Source organism: Pseudomonas sp. MAG002Y, from assembly GCF_019400845.1.
GTDB lineage: Bacteria > Pseudomonadota > Gammaproteobacteria > Pseudomonadales > Pseudomonadaceae > Chryseomonas > Chryseomonas luteola.
Genome location: NZ_WOEJ01000001.1, coordinates 105,219 through 125,902, shown reverse-complemented (window position 1 = coordinate 125,902; position 20,684 = coordinate 105,219). Strand labels below are relative to the sequence as shown.

General features: G+C 57.2%; 21 protein-coding genes. 18 read left to right on the top strand and 3 right to left on the bottom strand.

Annotated elements, in window-relative coordinates; translation table 11 throughout:
* Positions 1–6 precede the first annotated feature (6 nt).
* From ispG to GM154_RS00520, 15 genes are all read left to right on the top strand, one after another.
* Positions 7–1,119 (top strand): flavodoxin-dependent (E)-4-hydroxy-3-methylbut-2-enyl-diphosphate synthase, encoded by a 1,113-nt coding sequence (gene ispG, locus GM154_RS00590; protein ID WP_010797330.1) that lies wholly within the window; start codon positions 7–9, stop codon positions 1,117–1,119.
* 32 nt (positions 1,120–1,151) lie between these two features.
* The gene (hisS, locus tag GM154_RS00585) at positions 1,152–2,465 is read left to right on the top strand and encodes a histidine--tRNA ligase (RefSeq protein WP_219650604.1); all 1,314 of its coding nucleotides are present in this window, start codon (positions 1,152–1,154) and stop codon (positions 2,463–2,465) included.
* A gap of 9 nt (positions 2,466–2,474) precedes the next feature.
* Complete coding sequence (locus GM154_RS00580) at positions 2,475–3,119, top strand: tetratricopeptide repeat protein (RefSeq protein WP_122043290.1); 645 nt, start codon at positions 2,475–2,477, stop codon at positions 3,117–3,119.
* Positions 3,119–4,261, top strand: coding sequence for an outer membrane protein assembly factor BamB (gene bamB / locus GM154_RS00575; RefSeq protein WP_010797333.1), 1,143 nt, complete (start codon positions 3,119–3,121; stop codon positions 4,259–4,261). The genes GM154_RS00580 and bamB overlap by 1 nt, the downstream gene beginning before the upstream one ends.
* Before the next feature lie 78 nt (positions 4,262–4,339).
* On the top strand, positions 4,340–5,830 hold the full coding sequence (der, locus tag GM154_RS00570) for a ribosome biogenesis GTPase Der (RefSeq protein WP_010797334.1): 1,491 nt from the start codon (positions 4,340–4,342) through the stop codon (positions 5,828–5,830).
* A 162-nt stretch (positions 5,831–5,992) separates the two neighbouring features.
* Entirely contained in the window at positions 5,993–7,141 is a 1,149-nt protein-coding gene (locus GM154_RS00565; RefSeq protein WP_010797335.1) for a pyridoxal phosphate-dependent aminotransferase, read from the top strand.
* Entirely contained in the window at positions 7,129–7,920 is a 792-nt protein-coding gene (locus tag GM154_RS00560; protein WP_019365635.1) for an amidohydrolase, read from the top strand. The genes GM154_RS00565 and GM154_RS00560 overlap by 13 nt, the downstream gene beginning before the upstream one ends.
* Positions 7,921–8,049: 129 nt before the next feature.
* Complete coding sequence (locus GM154_RS00555; RefSeq protein WP_219650603.1) at positions 8,050–8,973, top strand: 3-hydroxyacyl-CoA dehydrogenase family protein; 924 nt, start codon at positions 8,050–8,052, stop codon at positions 8,971–8,973.
* A 20-nt stretch (positions 8,974–8,993) separates the two neighbouring features.
* Entirely contained in the window at positions 8,994–10,430 is a 1,437-nt protein-coding gene (locus tag GM154_RS00550) for a sigma-54-dependent Fis family transcriptional regulator (RefSeq protein ID WP_219650935.1), read from the top strand.
* Positions 10,431–10,635: 205 nt separating this feature from the next.
* Positions 10,636–12,027, top strand: coding sequence for a GntP family permease (locus GM154_RS00545; RefSeq protein ID WP_219650602.1), 1,392 nt, complete (start codon positions 10,636–10,638; stop codon positions 12,025–12,027).
* A gap of 11 nt (positions 12,028–12,038) precedes the next feature.
* The gene (locus GM154_RS00540) at positions 12,039–12,809 is read left to right on the top strand and encodes a 3-hydroxybutyrate dehydrogenase (protein ID WP_219650601.1); all 771 of its coding nucleotides are present in this window, start codon (positions 12,039–12,041) and stop codon (positions 12,807–12,809) included.
* 25 nt (positions 12,810–12,834) lie between these two features.
* Positions 12,835–13,536: a CoA transferase subunit A gene (locus GM154_RS00535; protein WP_219650600.1), complete on the top strand. Its 702-nt coding sequence runs from the start codon at positions 12,835–12,837 to the stop codon at positions 13,534–13,536.
* A 1-nt stretch (position 13,537) separates the two neighbouring features.
* A complete protein-coding gene (locus GM154_RS00530; protein WP_219650599.1) occupies positions 13,538–14,164 on the top strand; it encodes a CoA transferase subunit B in 627 nt (208 codons plus the stop codon).
* Between the two features lie 118 nt (positions 14,165–14,282).
* Positions 14,283–15,461, top strand: coding sequence for an acetyl-CoA C-acetyltransferase (locus GM154_RS00525; RefSeq protein ID WP_219650598.1), 1,179 nt, complete (start codon positions 14,283–14,285; stop codon positions 15,459–15,461).
* Positions 15,462–15,566: 105 nt separating this feature from the next.
* A complete protein-coding gene (locus tag GM154_RS00520) occupies positions 15,567–16,010 on the top strand; it encodes a DUF4174 domain-containing protein (RefSeq protein ID WP_219650596.1) in 444 nt (147 codons plus the stop codon).
* On the opposite strand, the gene GM154_RS00515 is transcribed toward GM154_RS00520, so the two are convergent.
* Both GM154_RS00515 and GM154_RS00510 read right to left on the bottom strand, forming a co-directional pair.
* Entirely contained in the window at positions 16,007–16,681 is a 675-nt protein-coding gene (locus GM154_RS00515; protein WP_219650595.1) for a glutathione S-transferase, read from the bottom strand. The genes GM154_RS00520 and GM154_RS00515 overlap by 4 nt on opposite strands.
* Before the next feature lie 118 nt (positions 16,682–16,799).
* Positions 16,800–17,891 carry an NADH:flavin oxidoreductase/NADH oxidase gene (locus GM154_RS00510; RefSeq protein WP_219650594.1) on the bottom strand — a complete coding sequence of 364 codons (1,092 nt, stop codon included), beginning with the start codon at positions 17,889–17,891 and terminating at the stop codon, positions 16,800–16,802.
* Between the two features lie 140 nt (positions 17,892–18,031).
* Here GM154_RS00510 and GM154_RS00505 point away from each other — a divergent pair, with 140 nt between their 5' ends.
* From GM154_RS00505 to GM154_RS00495, 3 genes are all read left to right on the top strand, one after another.
* A complete protein-coding gene (locus tag GM154_RS00505) occupies positions 18,032–18,508 on the top strand; it encodes a MarR family winged helix-turn-helix transcriptional regulator (protein ID WP_219650593.1) in 477 nt (158 codons plus the stop codon).
* Between the two features lie 131 nt (positions 18,509–18,639).
* The gene (locus GM154_RS00500; RefSeq protein ID WP_219650592.1) at positions 18,640–19,032 is read left to right on the top strand and encodes a DUF6491 family protein; all 393 of its coding nucleotides are present in this window, start codon (positions 18,640–18,642) and stop codon (positions 19,030–19,032) included.
* Positions 19,033–19,098: 66 nt separating this feature from the next.
* On the top strand, positions 19,099–19,785 hold the full coding sequence (locus GM154_RS00495; RefSeq protein ID WP_219650591.1) for a thermonuclease family protein: 687 nt from the start codon (positions 19,099–19,101) through the stop codon (positions 19,783–19,785).
* Between the two features lie 50 nt (positions 19,786–19,835).
* On the opposite strand, the gene GM154_RS00490 is transcribed toward GM154_RS00495, so the two are convergent.
* Positions 19,836–20,663, bottom strand: coding sequence for a peptidoglycan DD-metalloendopeptidase family protein (locus tag GM154_RS00490; RefSeq protein ID WP_219650590.1), 828 nt, complete (start codon positions 20,661–20,663; stop codon positions 19,836–19,838).
* Positions 20,664–20,684 lie beyond the last annotated feature (21 nt).

Sequence of the window (20,684 nt, the reverse complement as noted above, 5' to 3'; positions counted from 1 at the left end):
CCTGTCATGCATAGCGAATCGCCGATCAAACGTCGCCCTTCTCGAAAGATCTGGGTAGGCTCCGTGCCGGTAGGAGGCGATGCTCCTATCGCGGTACAGAGCATGACGAACACCGAAACCTGTGATGTTGCCGCAACAGTTGCGCAAATCCGTCGTCTGGAAGATGCAGGCGCTGATATCGTTCGGGTTTCAGTTCCCGACATGGATGCTGCAGAAGCATTCGGTCAAATCAAGCAGCAGGTGAATGTTCCTCTGGTTGCAGACATTCATTTTGATTACAGAATTGCCCTTCGGGTAGCTGAACTCGGTGTGGATTGTCTGCGTATCAACCCTGGCAACATCGGGCGTGAAGACCGGGTCAGGGCGGTAGTCGATGCGGCGCGTGACAAGAACATTCCGATTCGTATCGGCGTGAATGCGGGCTCTCTGGAAAAGGATCTGCAGAAAAAATATGGTGAGCCTACCCCTGAAGCGCTACTGGAATCAGCCATGCGTCATGTCGATTACCTCGACAAACTGGATTTCCAGAACTTCAAGGTCAGTGTGAAGGCGAGTGACGTCTTCATGGCCGTATCGGCTTATCGCTTGCTGGCGAAGCAGATCGAGCAGCCGCTACACCTGGGCATCACCGAGGCAGGTGGTTTGCGTTCCGGCACCGTAAAATCTGCGGTTGGCCTGGGCATGCTGCTGGCCGAAGGCATTGGCGATACCATTCGTATCTCCCTGGCGGCGGATCCGGTCGAAGAGATCAAGGTGGGTTTCGATATCCTGAAGTCGTTGCGCTTACGGTCACGCGGCATCAACTTCATTGCCTGTCCAAGCTGCTCTCGCCAGAACTTTGATGTGGTCAAGACCATGAATGATCTGGAAGGGCGCCTGGAAGATCTTCTGGTTCCCTTAGATGTGGCCGTTATCGGCTGTGTGGTCAATGGGCCGGGAGAGGCCAAAGAGGCTCACGTAGGGTTGACTGGCGGCACGCCTAATAACCTAGTGTATATCGATGGCAAGCCTGCACAAAAGCTGACCAATGAGAATCTGGTGGATGAGCTGGAGCAGCTGATTCGCCGCAAAGCGGCTGAAAAAATGGAAGCGGATGCGGCTGTTATTGCCCGTAGCTGAATGCCGTTAGAGAATTGAATTAAGGACTCCTCGTGAGCAAGTCTTTGCAAGCCATTCGTGGCATGAACGACATACTGCCAGAGCAGACGCCAGCCTGGCGCTATCTGGAAACAACTTTCGCTACCTTGCTGGATGGGTACGGCTACAAGGAAATCCGACTGCCTATCCTCGAATTCACCGAGCTGTTCGCTCGGGGTATCGGCGAGGGCACCGATGTGGTCGACAAGGAAATGTATACTTTTCTCGACCGTAACGGTGAGTCGCTGACGCTGCGTCCGGAAGGCACAGCAGGGTGTGTCCGCGCCGTGCTGGAGCACGGCCTTACAGGCGGTGGCCAGGTTCAGAAACTCTGGTATACGGGACCCATGTTCCGCTACGAGAAGCCGCAAAAAGGACGCTATCGCCAGTTCCATCAGATTGGCGTAGAGGTCTTTAACTTGCCTGGGCCGGATATCGATGCTGAGCTGATCATCATGACGGCGCGCCTGTGGAGGCAGCTGGGTATTAATGATGCCGTTACACTGCAGCTGAACAGCTTGGGTTCAAGCGAAGCGCGTGCAGCCTATCGGGATGCCTTGGTTGATTACCTCAAGCAGCATTTCGATCAGCTGGATGAAGACAGTCAGCGTCGTTTGACGACTAATCCCCTGCGTATTCTGGACAGCAAGAATGCCCAGACACAGGCCTTGCTGACCGATGCTCCCACGTTGTCGGATTATCTAGATGAAGAGTCTCGTGCCCATTTTGAAGGCTTGAAGGCACGCCTTGAGGCAGCAGGCATCGAGTACACGATCAATCCGAAGCTTGTACGGGGTCTGGACTACTACGGTCGTACCGTATTCGAGTGGGTAACCGATAAGCTGGGCGCACAAGGTACGGTGTGCGCTGGCGGACGCTACGATGGTCTGATCACTCAGTTTGGTGGAAAGCCTACGCCAGGCGTTGGTTTTGCTATGGGTGTCGAGCGTCTGGTGCTGATGCTTGAGACGCTGAACAAGATTCCCGCCGAGCTTAGCCGTCCGATGGACATCTACCTATGCACCTTTGGTGAAGCGGCAGAACTGGCCGGTCTGGCCTTGGCCGAGCAGCTGCGTACGGCCTTGCCGTCCTTGCGTCTGGCGGTTAATGCTGGCGGCGGAAGTTTCAAGAGTCAGTTCAAGAAGGCAGACAAGAGCGGTGCATGGTTTGCTCTGATTCTGGGCGAGGATGAGCTGGCGCAGCGCCAGGTTGGCCTCAAGCCCTTGCGTAATGATAGTGCCCAGGAGATGGTCGCCTGGGATCAGTTGTCCGCACGCCTGCACGATAGCTTGCAGCAGCAGACGTCCGCACACAGCGAAAGCGAATAGGAGTGACCGGTGAGTTCGCAGAATGAAGATCCAAATGTCGCCCACCTTCAGGATTGGTGGCAGCGTAACGGCAAGCCGCTGCTCACCGGTGGCGTTGTGGCCCTGGTGGCCGTGCTGGGCTGGCAATGGTGGGAGCGTAATCAGACCAATCAGTCTCAGGCTGCGTCCATCGTATATCAGGAGCTGGTTCAGGCAGCGCTGGATCCCAGCGGCAAACCGGATACCGCTCGGGTAACGGACCTGTCCAACCAGCTCAAGCAGGAGTATTCAGGTACTACCTATTCCCAATACGGTAGTCTTTTCGTGGCCAAGGTTGCTGTTGAGAGTGGCAAGCTGGATGACGCAGCCAACGAGCTGAAGGCGATTGTCGATAAGCCGGCGGATGATACTGTGGGCGAACTGGCACGCCAGCGTCTGGCGCGTGTGCTGGCTGCGCAGGGCAAGGCTGAAGATGGCCTGAAACTACTGGAAGGCAAGGTTGCAGAGCCTTATGTCGCCAACCGCGAAGAGTTACGTGGTGATCTGTTGGTCAGTCTGGGCCGTGTCGACGATGCCCGTGCCGCTTATGAAAAAGCCAAGTCCGAATTGCCTGCCGATGCCGCCGAAGGCACGCTGCAGATGAAGCTGGATGACCTGGCAAAAGGAGATGCCTGATGCTGCGTTGGAAACATGTTGCGCTACTGGCCTTGGCCCTGACTGCTGTCGGGTGCAGCAGTAACAGCAAAAAAGAGCTGCCGCCTGCTGAATTGCAGGACTTCAAGGCCGATGTTCAGTTGCAGGAGCAATGGAGCCGCTCGGTAGGGGAAGGGCAGGGTGATACCTACAACCTGTTGACGCCTGCCATTGACGGTCAGTCCCTGTACGTGACTGATAACGAAGGCCTGGTCATGGCGTTGAACCGTGAAAACGGTGACATCATTTGGAAGAAAAAGCTGGACCTGCCTGTTTCAGGTGGCGTTGGCGCTGCCTACGGGCTGGTTCTGGTTGGTACGTTGAGAGGGGATGTCGTTGCCCTGGACGCAACCTCGGGCGATGAAAAATGGCGCGCCAGGGTTTCCAGTGAAGTACTGGCTCCGCCGGTCAGCAACGGTGACATCGTGGCTGTCCAGACTCAGGACGACAAGCTTTATGCCCTTGATGCCGAGACGGGTGACCGTCGCTGGCTCTATGAGGAGAGCATGCCTGTTCTGACCCTGCGTGGCACAGGTGCTCCGGTCGTAACCAATCGCTATGTTGTCGCCGGCCTGGCCAGCGGAAAGGTGATTGCGCTGGATGAACAGCGTGGCTTGCCGATCTGGGAGCAGCAGGTTGCCATCCCACAGGGGCGCTCCGAGCTGGATCGTATGGTTGATATCAACGGCGGACTGCTGCTTTCAGGTACTACGCTGTATGTGGCCACGTACCACGGCCGGGTTGCCGGACTGGATCTTGAGAGCGGTCGTGTGCTCTGGCAACGTGATGCATCCAGCTATACCGGTGTCGCTGAAGGTTTCGGTAACGTATATGTAAGCCTGGAAAATGGCACCGTTGAAGCAGTAGATCAAAATTCGGCTTCAGCGCTGTGGAGCAATGATTCCCTGGCGCGTCGTATGTTGTCCGCCCCGGCTGTGCTGTCGAACTACGTCGCTGTAGGTGATTATGAAGGCTATATTCACCTGCTAAGCCAGACGGATGGTCATATGGCCGGTCGTCAGAAGCTGGGTAACGGCGGCGTTCGGGTTCGCCCGTTAGTGGATGGCGACTGGATGTATGTGTACGGCAACGGCGGTAAGCTGGCTGCCTACACCATTCGCTAAGCTGTCCTGTATGTGTATGGCCGCTATCGCCCTCACGGTAGCGGCCTTTGTGTTTTCTGTATTCCTGTGGAGAGCCGTATGGTTCCCGTTATTGCTCTGGTAGGACGCCCTAATGTAGGCAAGTCCACCTTGTTTAATCGACTTACCAAAACCCGTGATGCCATTGTGGCCGATATCGCGGGCCTGACCCGCGACCGCAAGTATGGCGAGGCGCGTTGGCAGGGGCGGACGTACATCGTTGTCGACACCGGAGGTATCTCCGGCGACGAAGAAGGCATCGATATGAAAATGGCCGAGCAGTCGCTTCAGGCCATTGAAGAAGCCGACGCCGTTCTGTTCATGGTGGATTCCCGTGCCGGGATGACGGCCGGCGATCAGATGATCGCCGAGCACCTGCGTACGCGTAACAAGCGCTGCTTTTTGATCGCCAACAAGGTTGACGCGGTTGATCCAGACATTGCCCGGGCTGAATTCAGCCCAATGGGTCTGGGTGATGCGCTGACCATTGCGGCTGCGCATGGCCGCGGTATCAACGGCATGCTTGAGCAGGTGCTGGGCTCCTTCCCTAAGGATGAGGAAGAAGAGTTCATTGTTGATGCGGAAGACGAAGAGGGCGATCAGGCTTCGGATGAGAGTGTCATCGAGAAGCGTATTCCGGGACCGGATGAAAAGGCCGGGATCAAGATCGCCATCATTGGCCGTCCCAACGTGGGCAAGTCCACGCTGGTCAACCGTATGCTTGGCGAAGAGCGGGTCATCGTATATGACCAGGCTGGCACCACTCGCGACAGTATCTACATTCCCTTCGAGCGCAACGAAGAGAAATACACGCTGATCGACACCGCCGGTGTGCGTCGCCGCGGCAAGATCTTCGAAGCGGTAGAAAAGTTTTCTGTTGTGAAGACGCTTCAGGCCATTCAGGACGCCAACGTCGTTATCTTTGTGATGGACGCCCGTGAAGGGGTAGTCGAGCATGATCTGAACCTGTTGGGCTTTGTCCTGGAAACCGGTCGCGCCCTGGTGATTGCGCTCAACAAGTGGGACGGCATGGAGTCCAGTGAGCGCGATTACGTGAAGACCGAACTCGAACGCCGCCTGATGTTTGCCAATTTCGCAGATATTCATTTCATTTCCGCATTGCATGGCACCGGTGTGGGACATCTGTACAAGTCGGTGCAGCAGGCATTCGCTTCGGCCGTTACCCGCTGGCCTACCAGTCGTCTGACCAAGATCCTTGAGGATGCGGTTCAGGAGCACCAGCCGCCGCTGGTCAATGGTCGTCGAATCAAGCTGCGTTATGCGCACATGGGCGGAGCCAACCCCCCGCTGTTGGTTATCCATGGTAACCAAGTGGATGCGGTCCCGCGCGCCTATGTCCGCTACTTGGAAAACACCTATCGCCGTGTATTGAAGCTGATAGGTACGCCTATTCGCATTGAGTTCAAGTCAGGTGAAAACCCCTTCGCCGACAAGAAGAACACGCTGACCGAGCGGCAGGTGAACAAGAAGCGCCGCTTGATGAGCCATCACAAGAAAGCGGAGAAGAAGCGCAAGGATAAGCGTCGCTAGTCGCTTCTCTGTTGTAACAGGCCAGCGCTGCCTGGCCCGTTCGAATACCAGGCCGCTCGGGCACCTTCCGAGTGGCCAGTCTTAAGTCATGATAGCGGTGCATAGTGCTTCGCTGAGCCGTCGACGGCATCGAAGCCGACCGCCTTGTTGTCGGAGCGTTCGATGATCCAGAGCAAGTTGCCTTCCCTCGGTGTGACTATCTTTACCCGCATGTCCCAGCTGGCTATGGAAACGGGTGCAATCAACCTGTCTCAGGGTTTCCCGGATTTCGACGGCCCGGATGCCTTGCGCGAGGCGGTAAGTCGGCACGTCATGGCCGGTCATAACCAGTATGCGCCCATGACAGGATTGCCCGCCTTGCGTGAGCAAGTGGCCCGCAAAGTGGCTACGCTCTATGGGCGCACGGTTGATGCCGAACAGGAAGTCACCATTACGCCCGGTGCGACGCAGGCCATCTTTTGCGCCATTCAGTCCGTGGTTCGCAGCGGTGACGAAGTGATTGTATTCGATCCCTGCTACGATTCTTATGCACCCTCGGTTGAACTGGCCGGTGGGCGCTGCATCCACCTACCCTTGGCACTGCCGGATTTTGGGATCGACTGGGATCGTTTGCAGGCAGCCCTGACGTCGCGCACACGGGCTATCGTGCTGAACACGCCCCATAACCCGAGCGGCTCGCTGGTTGGTCGCGACGCGCTGGACCGTCTCGCTGCATTGATTCGCGATCGGGATATCTACCTGATCAGTGATGAGGTATATGAGCACTTGGTTTTCGACGGAGCAGAGCATGCCAGTGTACTCACCCATGATGAGCTCTACGCCCGTGCGTTCGTTATCAGCTCCTTTGGCAAAACATATCATGTGACAGGTTGGAAGACCGGGTATGTGATTGCTCCGCGCGAGCTTTCAAGCGAACTGCGCAAGATTCACCAGTATGTAAGCTTTTGCGGGGTGACGCCTTTGCAATGGGCACTGGCGGATTTCATGGAAGCGCATCCCGAGCATGTAACCGAACTCCCAGCGTTTTATCAGGCCAAACGAGATCTGTTCTGTGATTTGTTGGGTTCGTCTAAATTGGCGTTTACACGTGCAGCAGGGACCTATTTCCAGCTGGCGGACTATTCCGCTATTCGGGATGACGTAAGCGATGTCGAAATGGCCGAGTGGTTGACGCGTGAGCACGGTGTGGCTGCCATTCCGATCTCCGTGTTTTATCAGGAAGCTCCAAAGGACTTGCGTCTGGTACGTTTCTGCTTCGCTAAACGAGAGGAGACGCTGCGGCTAGCAGCGGAAAAACTGTGCGCGATCTAAGCCTGAGACCTGATTTGAAACTGGCACTCATCCAGACTGAACTGTTCTGGCATGATGCTTCGGCCAACCGCGACCGGTTCACTGCCTTGCTGCAACAGGCGAAAGGCGCGGATCTGATTGTACTGCCTGAGATGTTCACTACCGGCTTTTCGATGGAATCAGCCCTGCTGGCTGAGGATGAAGGCGGACGTACCCATGCGTGGATGCGCGAGCAGGCGGCATCGCTCAATGCTGTGGTAACGGGCAGTCTGATCGTTCGTGATGCCCAAGGGCAGTACCGTAATCGACTCCTGTGGGCGCGGCCTGACGGCACGATGTCCCATTATGACAAACGTCACCTGTTTCGCATGGCCGGAGAGCACGAACATTACACCGCAGGTGAAGCGCAAGCGGTGTTCGAGCTTAACGGCTGGCGCATTCGTCCCTTGATCTGTTACGACTTGCGGTTTCCGGTGTGGAGCCGTGATCCAGTCAAGACTGATCTGTTGCTCTATACCGCCAACTGGCCAGCCGCACGGCGTAACCACTGGAATCGGCTGCTTCCCGCTCGGGCCATTGAAAACCTCTGTTATGTCGCGGCCGTGAATCGCATTGGCGAAGACGGAAAAGGAATCGCCTATAGCGGCGACAGCCAGGTATTGGACTACCAGGGCGAGCCGCTCCTAGACGCCAAGGACAGCGCAGGAGTGTTTACGGTGTCGCTGTCTGCCGACACGCTGTCGCGCTACCGCGATGCGTTCCCCGCGTATCGGGATGTGGACGACTTCGAACTGCTTTGATCGCTCGCTACTCTTCCCTAACGCCCCGTCTGCCATGCTGGCGATGGGGCGTTGTTGTTTCCGGCGCTTGCCCTTTGCCTTGGGACGATTGCAGACTGGCCCTTCGACAGGCTATTCAGGACAACAACAATGCAAACGCCTCGAATCGCAATTATTGGCGCCGGCCTCATGGGTGTCGGGATTGCCACTCATTTTGCTCGTCACGGACATTCGGTTCTGCTGCGAGACGTTTCCGCCGAGCGTTTGAGCGATGTGCCCGCCATTGCCAAAAGTGTTCTGGAAGAGCTATCAGCGGCTGCGCTGTTTGAATCCAGTCAGACCCATGCAGTGCTGAGCAGGATCACGACAACCGATGCGCTGGCCGATTTGGCTGATGCCACGCTACTGATCGAGGCTGTACCTGAGCGGCTGGCGCTCAAGCATGCGTTGTATGCGGAGCTTGAGTCAGTCATTTCGCCAGAGGCCATCATTGCCAGTAACACAAGCGGCTTTCCTCCCGATCAACTGGCTCAGGGAATGGCATATCCCGAACGGTTGCTCATTGCTCATTTCTGGAACCCGCCTCATCTGATTCCACTGGTCGAACTGGTGCCGGGAGAAAAGACCAACCCAGCCTGTTTGGAGAGGGTGCGGGATGTATTGCAAGTCATGGACCTGGAAGTTGTTTTGCTCATGCGGGCGATTCCGGGCTTTATTGGCAACCGCCTGCAGTTTGCCGTGCTACGTGAGGCCCTGCATATCGTACAAAGCGGTGCGGCGTCGCCTGAAGATGTGGACCGGGTCATGCGAGCTTCTCTGGGTAGGCGCTATGGCATGGTGGGACCACTGGAAGCGGCAGACATGGGTGGCCTCGATACCTTTCTGGATATCGCCAGCCACCTGATGCCGACCTTGGCCAAGGATGAGGAGGTGCTGGAGGTTTTGCGTGAACGCGTCGGGCAGGGAAGAACAGGCCTACGCAGCGGCAATGGGTTTTATGAGTGGAGCGAGGAGCGCAAGGCGCGGATAGCCGAGCGGCGTGCCCATCAGCTACAGCATGCCTTGCGGCCATGAATCGCTATACAGGTGTCGATATGGCGACCGCCAATGACCTGAGCGACTATCAGCAGATTAGTCTGCGGGCGATTCGCTCGCTATTTGAAAGCATCGAGCAGAGCAGCGAAGGCACCGTGATTGTGGACCGTGACCTCCGTATCGTCTGGATGAATGAGCGTTATGCCCGGCGCTTTGGCTTGCCCAGCGCAAAGTCGGCGATCGGGCAGGTGTGTGAGCAGGTGATTCCGGGAAGCTTGTTGCGGGAGGTGGTCAACACGGGCCAGCCCATCCTGCTGGATCTGCTTGATACACCCAAAGGACCAATGGTGGTGATGCGTTTGCCCATTCATGACGATACCGGTCAGGTAATCGGTGCCATTGGCTTTGCCTTGTTCGATGAGTTACGGACGTTGGCCCCCTTGGTGACGCGGTTCTTACGGATTCAGGAGGAATTGGCTTCGACGCGGCGGTCGCTGCAGAACGCCCGGCAGGCCAAATACAGTTTTGCCCACTTCGTAGGCAGCGGCCCGGCCAGTCAGGAGGTCAAGCGACGTGCGAGACGTGCAGCTACGGTAGAGACCTCTGTCTTGCTGTTGGGCGAGACCGGCACAGGAAAAGAGTTGTTGGCGCATGCCATTCATGCGGCATCCCCTCGGGCCAATAAGTCGTTTGTCAGTGTGAATGCGGCTGCCATCCCTGAAAATCTGTTGGAAGCTGAGTTCTTCGGCACGGCGCCTGGTGCCTTTACAGGCGCGGACCGCAAGGCGCGGGCAGGAAAACTGCAGATTGCGCAGGGCGGAACGCTATTTCTGGACGAAATCGGCGACATGCCCCTGAGCTTACAGGCAAAACTTTTGAGGGTACTTCAGGAAAAGGAATTCGAGCCGCTGGGGTCCAACGAGGTGCTGCGCTGCGACGTTCGGCTGATTGCGGCAACCTCACGCAATCTGGATGCGCTGGTAGCTGAAGGCTTATTTCGGGCGGATCTGTACTACCGCTTGAACGTACTGCCCATTGTGGTTCCGCCGCTGCGTGAACGGCGAGAAGACCTGCCGGCGTTATGCGAAGCCATCCTGGACAGTTTGCTGGCGGAAGGACATGCGCCTCGGGAGCTGGATGAGGAAGCACTGGCTTTGCTCGCCTGCTACGATTGGCCTGGCAACGTACGTGAGCTGCGCAATGTTCTAGAGCGCGCATCGCTGTTGAGTGATGAGGCCGTTATTGGCGCGCTCAGCATTGGCTCGGCATTAGGAAAACCCTTGCCACCCAAAGCGATTGAGCTGGTGTCCATTAGCACTACCAGTACGCCTAGTAACAACATGACGTATGAAGAGGCGAAGCGCCAATTCGAGCATGAGCTCATTACCCAGGCCTTGTCATCGTGCTCAGGCAGGGTCGAGGAGGCTGCCAAACGCTTGGGCCTCGGACGCTCCACCCTTTATAAGAAAATGGCTGCCCTAGGGCTCTTGTCTTGAAATAGAGACTATTCTCAAGTTGGAGACAAAATCGATGCGAAGTTGTCTCCAATTGGAGAAATCAATGAATTGAAGGAGCAATTAGTTAAGTAATTCAAGGTGTTAGTGTCTGGCATGGATCTCGCTAACAAAGCCTTGCTGTCTCCACAGCTACAACAATAACTAGCCGCTGCGTTCGGTGCTGACCGGCCAGCGAGGAGAAAACATGAGCGTATTGATTGCTCTGGCGGCGCTGGGTCTGCTGATGCTGGCGGCGTACCGTGGTTATAGCGTTATCCTGTTTGCACCGATTGCAGCCCTTGCGGCGGTGCTGCTGACCGATCCTTCCGCTGTGGCTCCGGCATTTACCGGTGTGTTCATGGACAAGATGGTCGGCTTCATCAAGCTGTACTTTCCTGTCTTTCTGCTGGGTGCAGTCTTCGGCAAGCTGATCGAGCTTTCCGGTTTTTCCCGTTCCATTGTGGCTGCTGCGATTCGTCTGCTGGGCACACGGCAGGCCATGCTGGTCATCGTGCTGGTTTGCGCCTTGCTGACCTATGGTGGCGTCTCGCTGTTCGTTGTCGTGTTTGCGGTGTACCCATTCGCAGCCGAGATGTTTCGTCAGAGCAACATTCCCAAACGTTTGATTCCAGCCACCATTGCACTGGGTGCGTTTTCATTCACCATGGATGCCTTGCCGGGTACGCCTCAAATACAGAACATCATTCCTACGACATTCTTCAACACGACGGCCTGGGCCGCCCCGTGGCTGGGGTTGATCGGCTCGTTGTTTGTCATCGCGGTCGGGTTGACCTATCTGGGGCGGCAGCGTCGTAAAGCGATGGCGCGTGGAGAAGGGTACGGCACCGAGTTGCGCAACGAGCCGGAAACACCGGACAACATCAACTTGCCGAACCCGCTTCTGGCGCTGTCGCCACTTATCCTGGTCGGCGTCATGAATCTGCTATTTACCCACTGGATTCCTCAGTGGTACGGCAAGACGCACACGCTAACGCTACCGGGGCTGGCAACGCCTGTTACCAGCGAAGTCAGTAAGCTAACGGCAATCTGGGCCGTCGAGGCTGCCTTGTTAATCGGCATTTTGCTGGTGCTTGTGGCTGCGTTTAAAACCATCCGTACCCGCTTGGCCGAGGGCACTAAAACCGCAGTAGGCGGGGCTTTGCTGGCCGCCATGAATACTGCGTCTGAATATGGGTTTGGTGCAGTAATCGCTTCGCTGCCGGGTTTTCTGGTCTTGGCAGACGCGCTCAAGACCATTCCCAACCCACTCATCAACGAAGCCATTACCGTAACGCTTCTGGCCGGTATCACTGGCTCGGCTTCAGGCGGCATGAGTATTGCGCTGGCGGCCATGTCGGACAGCTTTATCGCCGCAGCCAATGCCGCACAGATCCCCCTTGAGGTGCTGCACCGGGTGGCGGCCATGGCTAGCGGTGGCATGGATACCCTGCCGCACAATGGCGCCGTCATCACCTTGCTGGCAGTAACTGGACTGACGCACCGGGAAGCTTACAAAGACGTATTTGGTATCACGCTGATCAAGACGTTGGCAGTGTTCGTGGTCATCGGCGTGTTCTATGCCACTGGCATCGTGTAGAGGAGAACGTTATGGACTTGAAAGGCAAAACCGCCCTGGTAACCGGTTCGACCAGTGGAATCGGTCTGGGTATCGCCACGCGACTGGCCGAAGCGGGTGCCGATGTGATCCTCAATGGCTTTGGTGACAGCGAGAAGGCTAAAGCCGACCTAAGCCGTTTGGGTGGGCGGGTGGGCTATCACGGGGCGGACTTGTCCCGGCCTGAGCAGATTTCTGATCTTTTCGCCTATGCTGAACATGAGTTCAGTGGTGTGGATATTCTGGTCAACAATGCTGGCATCCAGCATGTGGCATCGGTCGAGACGTTTCCGATCGAGAAGTGGGACGCGATCATTGCAATCAATCTGTCCTCGGTATTTCACGCGACTCGTCTGGCATTGCCGGGTATGAGGCAGCGCGGCTGGGGAAGGATTGTGAACATCGCGTCCGTGCATGGATTGGTAGGGTCGGCACAGAAATCCGCTTATGTGGCTGCCAAGCATGGCGTGGTCGGACTGACCAAGGTGGTTGCACTGGAAACGGCCGATTGTAATGTGACCTGTAATGCGCTCTGCCCGGGCTGGGTGCTGACACCTCTGGTGCAGCAGCAGATCGATGCACGCGCCGCTACAGATGGCGATGCAGAGCGCGCACGGCGGGAGCTTCTGGAGGAGAAGCAGCCGTCACTTGAATTCGTCACGCCTGCCCAACTGGGCGAGCTGACACTGTTTCTTTGCAGCGATGCGGCCGCCCAGGTACGGGGCGCCGCGTGGAATGTCGATGGGGGCTGGTTGGCCCGTTAACAACAATAACGACACGAGGTAAACCATGAACAAGCTTTATCCCAATGCCGCCCATGCCTTGGAAGGGGTCGTGGAAGACGGCATGACGCTGGCGGTCGGCGGTTTCGGTCTGTGCGGGATCCCCGAAGCGCTGATCCTGGCATTGCGCGAGACCGGCAAGCGCGAGCTGACCGTGATCAGTAATAACGCCGGAGTAGACGGGTTTGGCCTGGGCGTACTGCTCGAGTCCCGGCAAATCAAGAAAATGATTTCCTCCTACGTAGGCGAGAACAAGGAGTTCGAGCGGCAGTACCTTTCCGGTGAGCTGGAATTGGAATTCACCCCCCAAGGCACGCTTGCGGAAAAATTGCGTGCCGGTGGTTCAGGCATCCCGGCGTTCTTTACGCGTACCGGCTATGGCACGCTGGTGGCCGAAGGCAAGGAAACCCGTGAGTTCGATGGTGAGCAGTATGTGATGGAGCGGTCGCTGGTGGCGGATGTGGCACTGGTCAAAGCGATCAAGGCTGACAAGGCAGGCAATCTGGTCTTCAACAAGACTGCACGTAACTTCAACCCTCTGGCAGCAATGGCGGGCAAGCTATGTATTGCCGAGGTGGAACAGCTGGTGGAAACGGGTGAGCTAGACCCTGATGAGGTCCATCTGCCGGGTATCTTTGTGCAGCGCATCGTTGTGAATGCCAACCCCGAGAAGCGCATCGAGAAACGCACCCTGTCGGAGGGCAACTAACATGGCCTGGACTCGTGAACAAATGGCGCAGCGCGCCGCCAAGGAATTGCAGGACGGCTTCTATGTCAACCTGGGCATTGGCCTGCCCACTCTGGTCGCCAACTATATCCCTGAAGGAATAGATGTGTGGCTGCAGTCTGAAAACGGACTCCTGGGTATCGGCCCGTTTCCGACAGAAGAGACCATTGACCCGGACCTGATCAACGCCGGCAAGCAAACTGTTACTGCCCTGCCGGGCAGCAGTTACTTCGACAGTGCCTTGAGTTTTGCCATGATCCGGGGCGGTCATATCAACCTCGCCATTCTGGGCGCTATGCAGGTGTCGGAAAAGGGAGACCTCGCCAACTGGATGATTCCCGGCAAGATGGTAAAGGGCATGGGCGGGGCAATGGACCTTGTTGCCGGTGTAAAACGCGTGGTAGTGCTGATGGAGCACACCGCCAAAGGCGCTCACAAGATCCTGCCGGTCTGTGACCTGCCACTGACCGGAGTAGGGGTGGTCAACCGGATCATTACCGACCTGGGGGTGCTGGATGTGACCCCAGAAGGATTGAAGCTGGTCGAGCTGGCTGAAGGCGTCACCTTCGAAGCGTTGCAGGAAGCCACCGGCTGTTCAGTAATGGCATAGGCATGGTGCGCCTGTTGATCAGCGCAGGACGTACGCGACGGGATCCAGACGAATGCTGCAGGCGAACCGCCTTGTGCTGATGCCGGGCGCATGGCCATCTTATTTCAGGAGAACAGTAATGCGAGACGTTGCTATCGTGGCCGCTACGCGGACGGCCATTGGCAGCTTTCAAGGTGCGCTGGCCAATGTGTCGGCCGTGGAGCTGGGGGCTGCAGTCATCAGGGCCGTGATCGAAAAAACCGGTATCGCACCGGAACAGGTCGATGAAGTCATCATGGGCCACGTATTGACGGCAGGTCTTGGACAGAACACGGCGCGTCAGGCCTCCATCAAGGCGGGATTGCCGCCTACGGTGCCAGCGATGGCGCTTAACAAGGTGTGCGGCTCGGGCCTCAAGGCGCTGCATCTGGCCACCCAGGCCATTCGCTGTGGTGATGCCGACATCATCGTGGCCGGTGGCATGGAAAGCATGAGCCTTGCGCCTTACGTTCTGCCCAAGGCGCGTACCGGTCTACGAATGGGAAATGCCGAGCTGGTCGATTCGATGATTCAGGACGGTTTGTGGGACGCGTTTAACGATTACCACATGGGGATTACTGCCGAGAATCTGGTCGAGAAATATGGCATCAGCCGCCAGGCGCAGGACGAGTACGCCGCGGCCTCCCAGCAGAAGGCTCTCGCGGCTATCGAGGCGGGCCGCTTCAAGGACCAGATTACCCCTATCGTGATCCCTCAGCGCAAGGGTGATCCGGTGGTGTTCGATACCGATGAGCAGCCGCGTGCAGGCACGACAGCCGAAGCCTTGGCCAAGCTCAAGCCAGCATTCAAGCCCGACGGTACGGTCACGGCCGGTAATGCTTCCAGCATCAATGATGGGGCCGCTGCGCTCATTCTCATGAGTGCGGAAAAGGCCGACGCGCTGGGCCTGCCGGTGCTGGCCCGCATCAAGGCCTATGCCAATGCAGGGGTTGATCCTTCCATCATGGGAATCGGACCCGTGTCAGCGACGCGCCGTTGTCTGGACAAGGCAGGATGGGATCTGGGCGAGCTGGACCTGATCGAAGCCAACGAAGCCTTTGCTGCCCAGGCATTGTCGGTAGGGCAGGAGCTGGGATGGGACTGGGACAAGGTCAATGTGAATGGAGGGGCTATCGCGCTGGGTCATCCGATTGGCGCGTCGGGCGGACGGGTCGTGATCAATCTCCTGTACGAGATGATCCGGCGTGACGCGCACAAGGGGCTGGCGACCTTGTGTATTGGTGGTGGCCAGGGTGTCGCGCTGGCTATCGAGCGATAAGCCAAGGGCTACACGCTTTGTAATGCTACAGGTGTGTAGCCACTGAATTTTCGATGCGTATGTGGTCGTTATGCAAAGACCCTTTTCTTGCTGGGAGTCATAACGATGTCTATTTTACGCATGCTGAAAGCCGGTGCCTTGAGCGGGCTCATGGCGATTGCGGGAGGCGTGATGGCCGCTGACGCGGATAATCCTTTGACCCAGGAGCGTTGGAAGACGCGTCCCCTTGTTGTCCTGGCGGCTTCGGCGGATGATCCGGTGCTCAAACAGTTGACCACCTCCCTTGAAGAGCCACGCAACCGTGAGGCTTTTATCGAGCGGGATATGGTGCTTTATACCGTAGTCGGTGATCGTGGCCAGCGTAATGGTGAGCCGCTGAGCGAACATCAGACCCAGGCGTTGGTCAGTGCGCTTGATGAGCAGCCGAGCGGCGGGGCAACGGTCATCCTGGTGGGCAAGGACGGCGGGAAGAAAATCGTACAACAAGGCCAGATCGATCCTGCTGCGATCTTTGCCACCATCGACAAGATGCCCATGCGCCAGCATTAACCCTGGGCGGCATAGTCATAGGGGCCACCTTTCTCCAGGGCGCGTTGATACGCCGGTCGCGCATGAATACGCTCCAGAAAGGCCTTGAGCTTGGGGCGGCCCTGCGTCAAGCCTGCGCGACAGGCAGCCGCTTCCAGCGGGAAACTCATCTGTATATCGGCTGCTGTAAAGGCGTCACCTGCAAACCACTCGTACTTGCTCAACTCACTTTCCAGATAATCGAAGTGCAGGTTCAGCTGCGGCTGAATGAAGACTCGGGTGACCTGGTCACTGATAGCGCGCGCGATAGGGCGGGCGAAAAAAGGCATCGGACCGGTGCGGACACGGTCGAACACCAGCTTGAGAAGCAGGGGTGGCATGGCTGAGCCTTCGGCATAGTGCAGCCAGTAGGTATAGCGTGCACGCTCGGGGGCGTCGGCGGGGGGAACGAGTGATTGCCCGTAGCGGTGGGCCAGATAATCGATGATGGCGCCTGACTCCGCCAAGGTCATCGAGTCATCGGTAATAACCGGCGACTTGCCCAATGGGTGAACATCACGCAGCTCCTTTGGCGCCAGCAATGTCTGCGGATCACGCTCATAACGTTTGATCTGATACTCGAGCCCCAACTCCTCAAGCAGCCAGAGGACACGTTGCGAGCGGGAGTTGTTGAGGTGATGAACCGTGATCATGGGCGCTCCATAGGCTGAGTAGATACATAGCCTAGCGTACTGTGCGTCTCGCCAAGCAATAAGCGGAACCAAATAAAAAAGGCGCCGTGTAACGGGCGCCTTTTTGGACAGCGAAAACTCAGCGACGCTTCAGCCAGGCCGCATAGGGCGGTGGCAGCAGGTCCTGAGGATTCTCGCGACTCAATTCGATAGCCGCATGGTAAGGCCAGAAGGGATCACCCAGTACAGCCTTGCCCAGCATGATCAGGTCGGTCTGGCCGCTTTCGATGAGTTCATTGGCGTCCTTGGGCTCGCGAATGGACCAGCTGATGGAGGTCAACACATCGACCGCATCGGTGATCTGCTTTGCCTTGTCGCCCATGAAGCCTGGCTTGCCCCATGGAACATTGGACACATCAGGCGTGTTGAAGCCCATGCTGACGTCGATCAGGTCCATACCGCCTTCCTTGAAGCGGCGAACCAGTTCGATGGACTCTTCCATACCCTGATCGCCTTCAACGAAGTCGGTCACGCCTAGGCGTACGATCAGCGGCAGGTTCTGGGGCCATACCTCGCGTACGGCATGGAAGGTTTCCAGCAGGAAGCGTGCACGGCCTTCGAAGTCGCCACCGTATTCATCAGTACGCTTGTTGGCCAGCGGCGAGAAGAAGCTTTGCGCCAGGTAACCATGGGCGAAGTGTAGCTCAAGCAGTTCAAAGCCCGCCGCAAGAGCGCGCTTGGCAGCAGCTACGAAATCAGCTGTAACGCGATGGATGTCCTCAACCGTCATCTGCTTGGGGGCACGGGGCAGGTGGGCACCAAAGGCATTATCGGAGGGGCCAATGGTTTCCCAGGCCAGCGGATGGTCTTCCGGCAGGTGATCATCGCCTTCCCAGGGACGGTTGGCGCTGGCTTTGCGGCCGGCGTGAGCAATCTGGATACCGGCTACGGCACCGGTGGATTTGATGAAGTTGACGATAGGCTTGTAGGCTTCGGCCTGTTCATCGTTCCAGATCCCCAGGTCAGCAGGGGTAATACGGCCTTCAGGGGAGACGGCGCTTGCCTCTACAACAATAAGACCTGCACCGCCTGCCGCACGCGAGGCATAATTCTGGAAGTGCCACTCGTTGGGCATGCCGTCTTTTGCCATGTACTGGCACATGGGGGAGACGGCAATACGGTTACGCAGGGTGACGTCTTTGATTTTCAGTTCGCTAAACAGATCAGCCATTGGGCATGTTCTCCAAGAGTAGGTAGCATCTGGCAGTTAGAGGCTTACCGATATATTGTGTTCAATATAATTGCGTGAAATGTAAACAAGCAAGAGGCTCGGCGTCGCAGGATGTTCGCTTTGGTCTCGACGAGGTCGTCATGTCTGATTCGATAAAAGAGACGCCAAATCGCTCCGTGTGCGAGCTTTCACTCGACGAGCAGTTATGTTTTCCGCTCTACGCAGCGGCAAATGCCACCGTTCGCGCCTATCGGCCACTGCTTGAGCCGCTGGGCCTTACGTATCCGCAATACCTGGTCATGCTTGTGCTCTGGGAGCGGGACGGGCTCAAGGTCACTGAGATCGGCAGGCGCCTGCATCTGGATACCGGAACCCTTACCCCGCTGGTCAAGCGCCTCGAAGTCGCCGGTCTGGTCCAACGGTCTCGCCTGGTTGAGGACGAGCGTTGTGTGGCGGTAACGCTGACCCAGGATGGGCGAGCCCTGCAGGAGGCCGCACGTGGCATTCCCGGTACGATGAAACAAACGCTTCCTCTGGACGCCGACACGGTGGCGGCTCTGAAGGCAGGTCTTTCACGCCTGATCGAAGTCAGTGAAACATTGAACGGACGCGATTAGGCCTGGATTGAAACTATAAGGCGCCACGCTTTCCTAACCCTCTGAGACAGTACATTCGATAGGGTGCTGCCATGGCAAAGGCGCATGCACTCAAAGCGCCATGATAGAGACAACAGGTTAAGGATTCTTGAATGCGCGTGTTTAGAACGCTGGGACTGCTGGGGCTGATTTCACTGCTGGCTGCCTGTGCGACACCGTTCGGACCGCCGACCACGCTGGACGGCAAACTCAGGCGACTGGGCTATAGCCAAGGCGAGCCAATCCGTACAATCCTTGGGTTCGACTTGTCTGGATGGAGTTATCTGGATCGCAGCCACATTGCGCTGGGAACTGGCCTGGGACGGGCCTATCTGGTTGAGTTTGCGCAGCCTTGCGGCAACCTGCAGGCAGGTAACCGTATCGGCTACAGCTCAAGAGCGGCCGGTTTGCGGCCTGGAGATCTGATCATTTCCAATGCGCCAGCCGGCGATGCGGAGCGGTGCACCATAGGTGAACTGTACAAGCTGATTCCCCTGGACCGCTGATCGCTGCACCGCAGGAGTGGTACTTTAAACAGCAACTCTACCCATTTTCTCCCAAGGAGTTTTCGCGTGAGGCGTCTGATTCCGTTTGCCGCTTTTTTCCTTTTTCCGTTGCTGGCCCAGGGCGAGACCATCAACTGCCGTGTGGTAGGTGTGCACGATGGCGATACGCTAACCTGCCTGATGCCACAGAAAAAGCAGCTCAAGGTTCGATTGGCCGAGATCGATACGCCTGAGTCCAAGCAGCCCTATGGGACTCGTGCGCAGCAGTCCCTCTCCAGCATGGTTTTTGGCAAGGATGTGCGGCTTGAGGTACAGGATACCGACCGCTACGGCCGCAAGGTGGCGCGCGTTTACCAGGACAGGACAGATGTGAATGCCGAGCAGGTCAAGTCCGGCTCGGCTTGGGTGTACCGGCAGTATTTGAAAGACAAGTCGCTGCTGGATCTTGAGGCCGAAGCCAAGGCGGCCAAGCGCGGTCTTTGGGCGCTACCGGAGTCGGAACGCATGCCACCGTGGGAGTGGCGCAAGGCCGACCGTGATAAGCGTCAGGATAAGCGGCAGGGATCAGCCACCTACACGCCGCCGGTCAAGTCGGCAAGCGAGGAAGGCGGCGAGTTCAACTGCTCGACGCTCAAACGCTGTAATGCCATGTCCAGCTGCGCCGAGGCGAAATTTCAACTGCAGCAATGTGGCAACACTCAGATTGATGGAAATCACGACGGGGTGCCCTGCGAGGCGCTTTGCAAGCGGTAGGATTGTTATACCCGTAAGCCTTGCGGGCTTACGGGCTTTCATTGACCCCGTCAGGGTGTATAGGCGTTGATGAAGATGGCGGGATCGACCCGTGCATCGTTCAGGCTGACATTCCAGTGCATATGCGGCCCGGTGGCTCTACCCGTCGACCCCACGAAGCCCACCACGCCACCTCTGGGTACTTCCTGCCCCAGCTTTACGTTCACTTTGGACATATGGCAGAACATGCTGATAAAGCCCTGTCCGTGGTCGACGAATACCGTACGGCCATTAAAGAAATAATCGCCAATCAGAATGACCTTGCCTGCGGCTGGCGCCTTGATCGGTGTACCGGCTGGAACGGCAAAATCGAGGCCTGAATGTGGGTTGCGCTCCTGGCCATTGAAAAAGCGCCGCAAGCCGAACGGGCTGGAAAGGCGTCCATCGACGGGGCGGTCCAGCAGCAGGTTACTGGGAGTACCGGGGGAAAAGATCTGATAGGCCTTAGTCTGCTCAGCCAGCTCACGCTCGATTCGCTTGAGATCCGACGGATTGGGGTTTACCTGCCGATCATTTTTCAGCGTGATGTGCTGCTCCTTATAGTGGCGACTGCGCACGGCAAAGGTTTCCGTGCGGCTACCATTGACCGTCAACGTCTGCTGACCGGGTTTGATCGTGAGTGGAATACCGACGATAGCGATCCAGCGCTGGCCCTCTTCATGGACCACCATGACCGGCTTCCCTTGATAGGTCGCTTTGGGAGCCGTCGGGCCGTTGCCCAATGGAACAACCGCTACACCCCCTGGAACAGGTTTATCCAGCAGGCGGGTGATGAAGCCTTCAGCATGGGCGCAAAAGGTAAAACACAGGGTAATCAGTAGCAGAAGAAAGCGAGGCATAGGAAAACAATCAAGGCGATG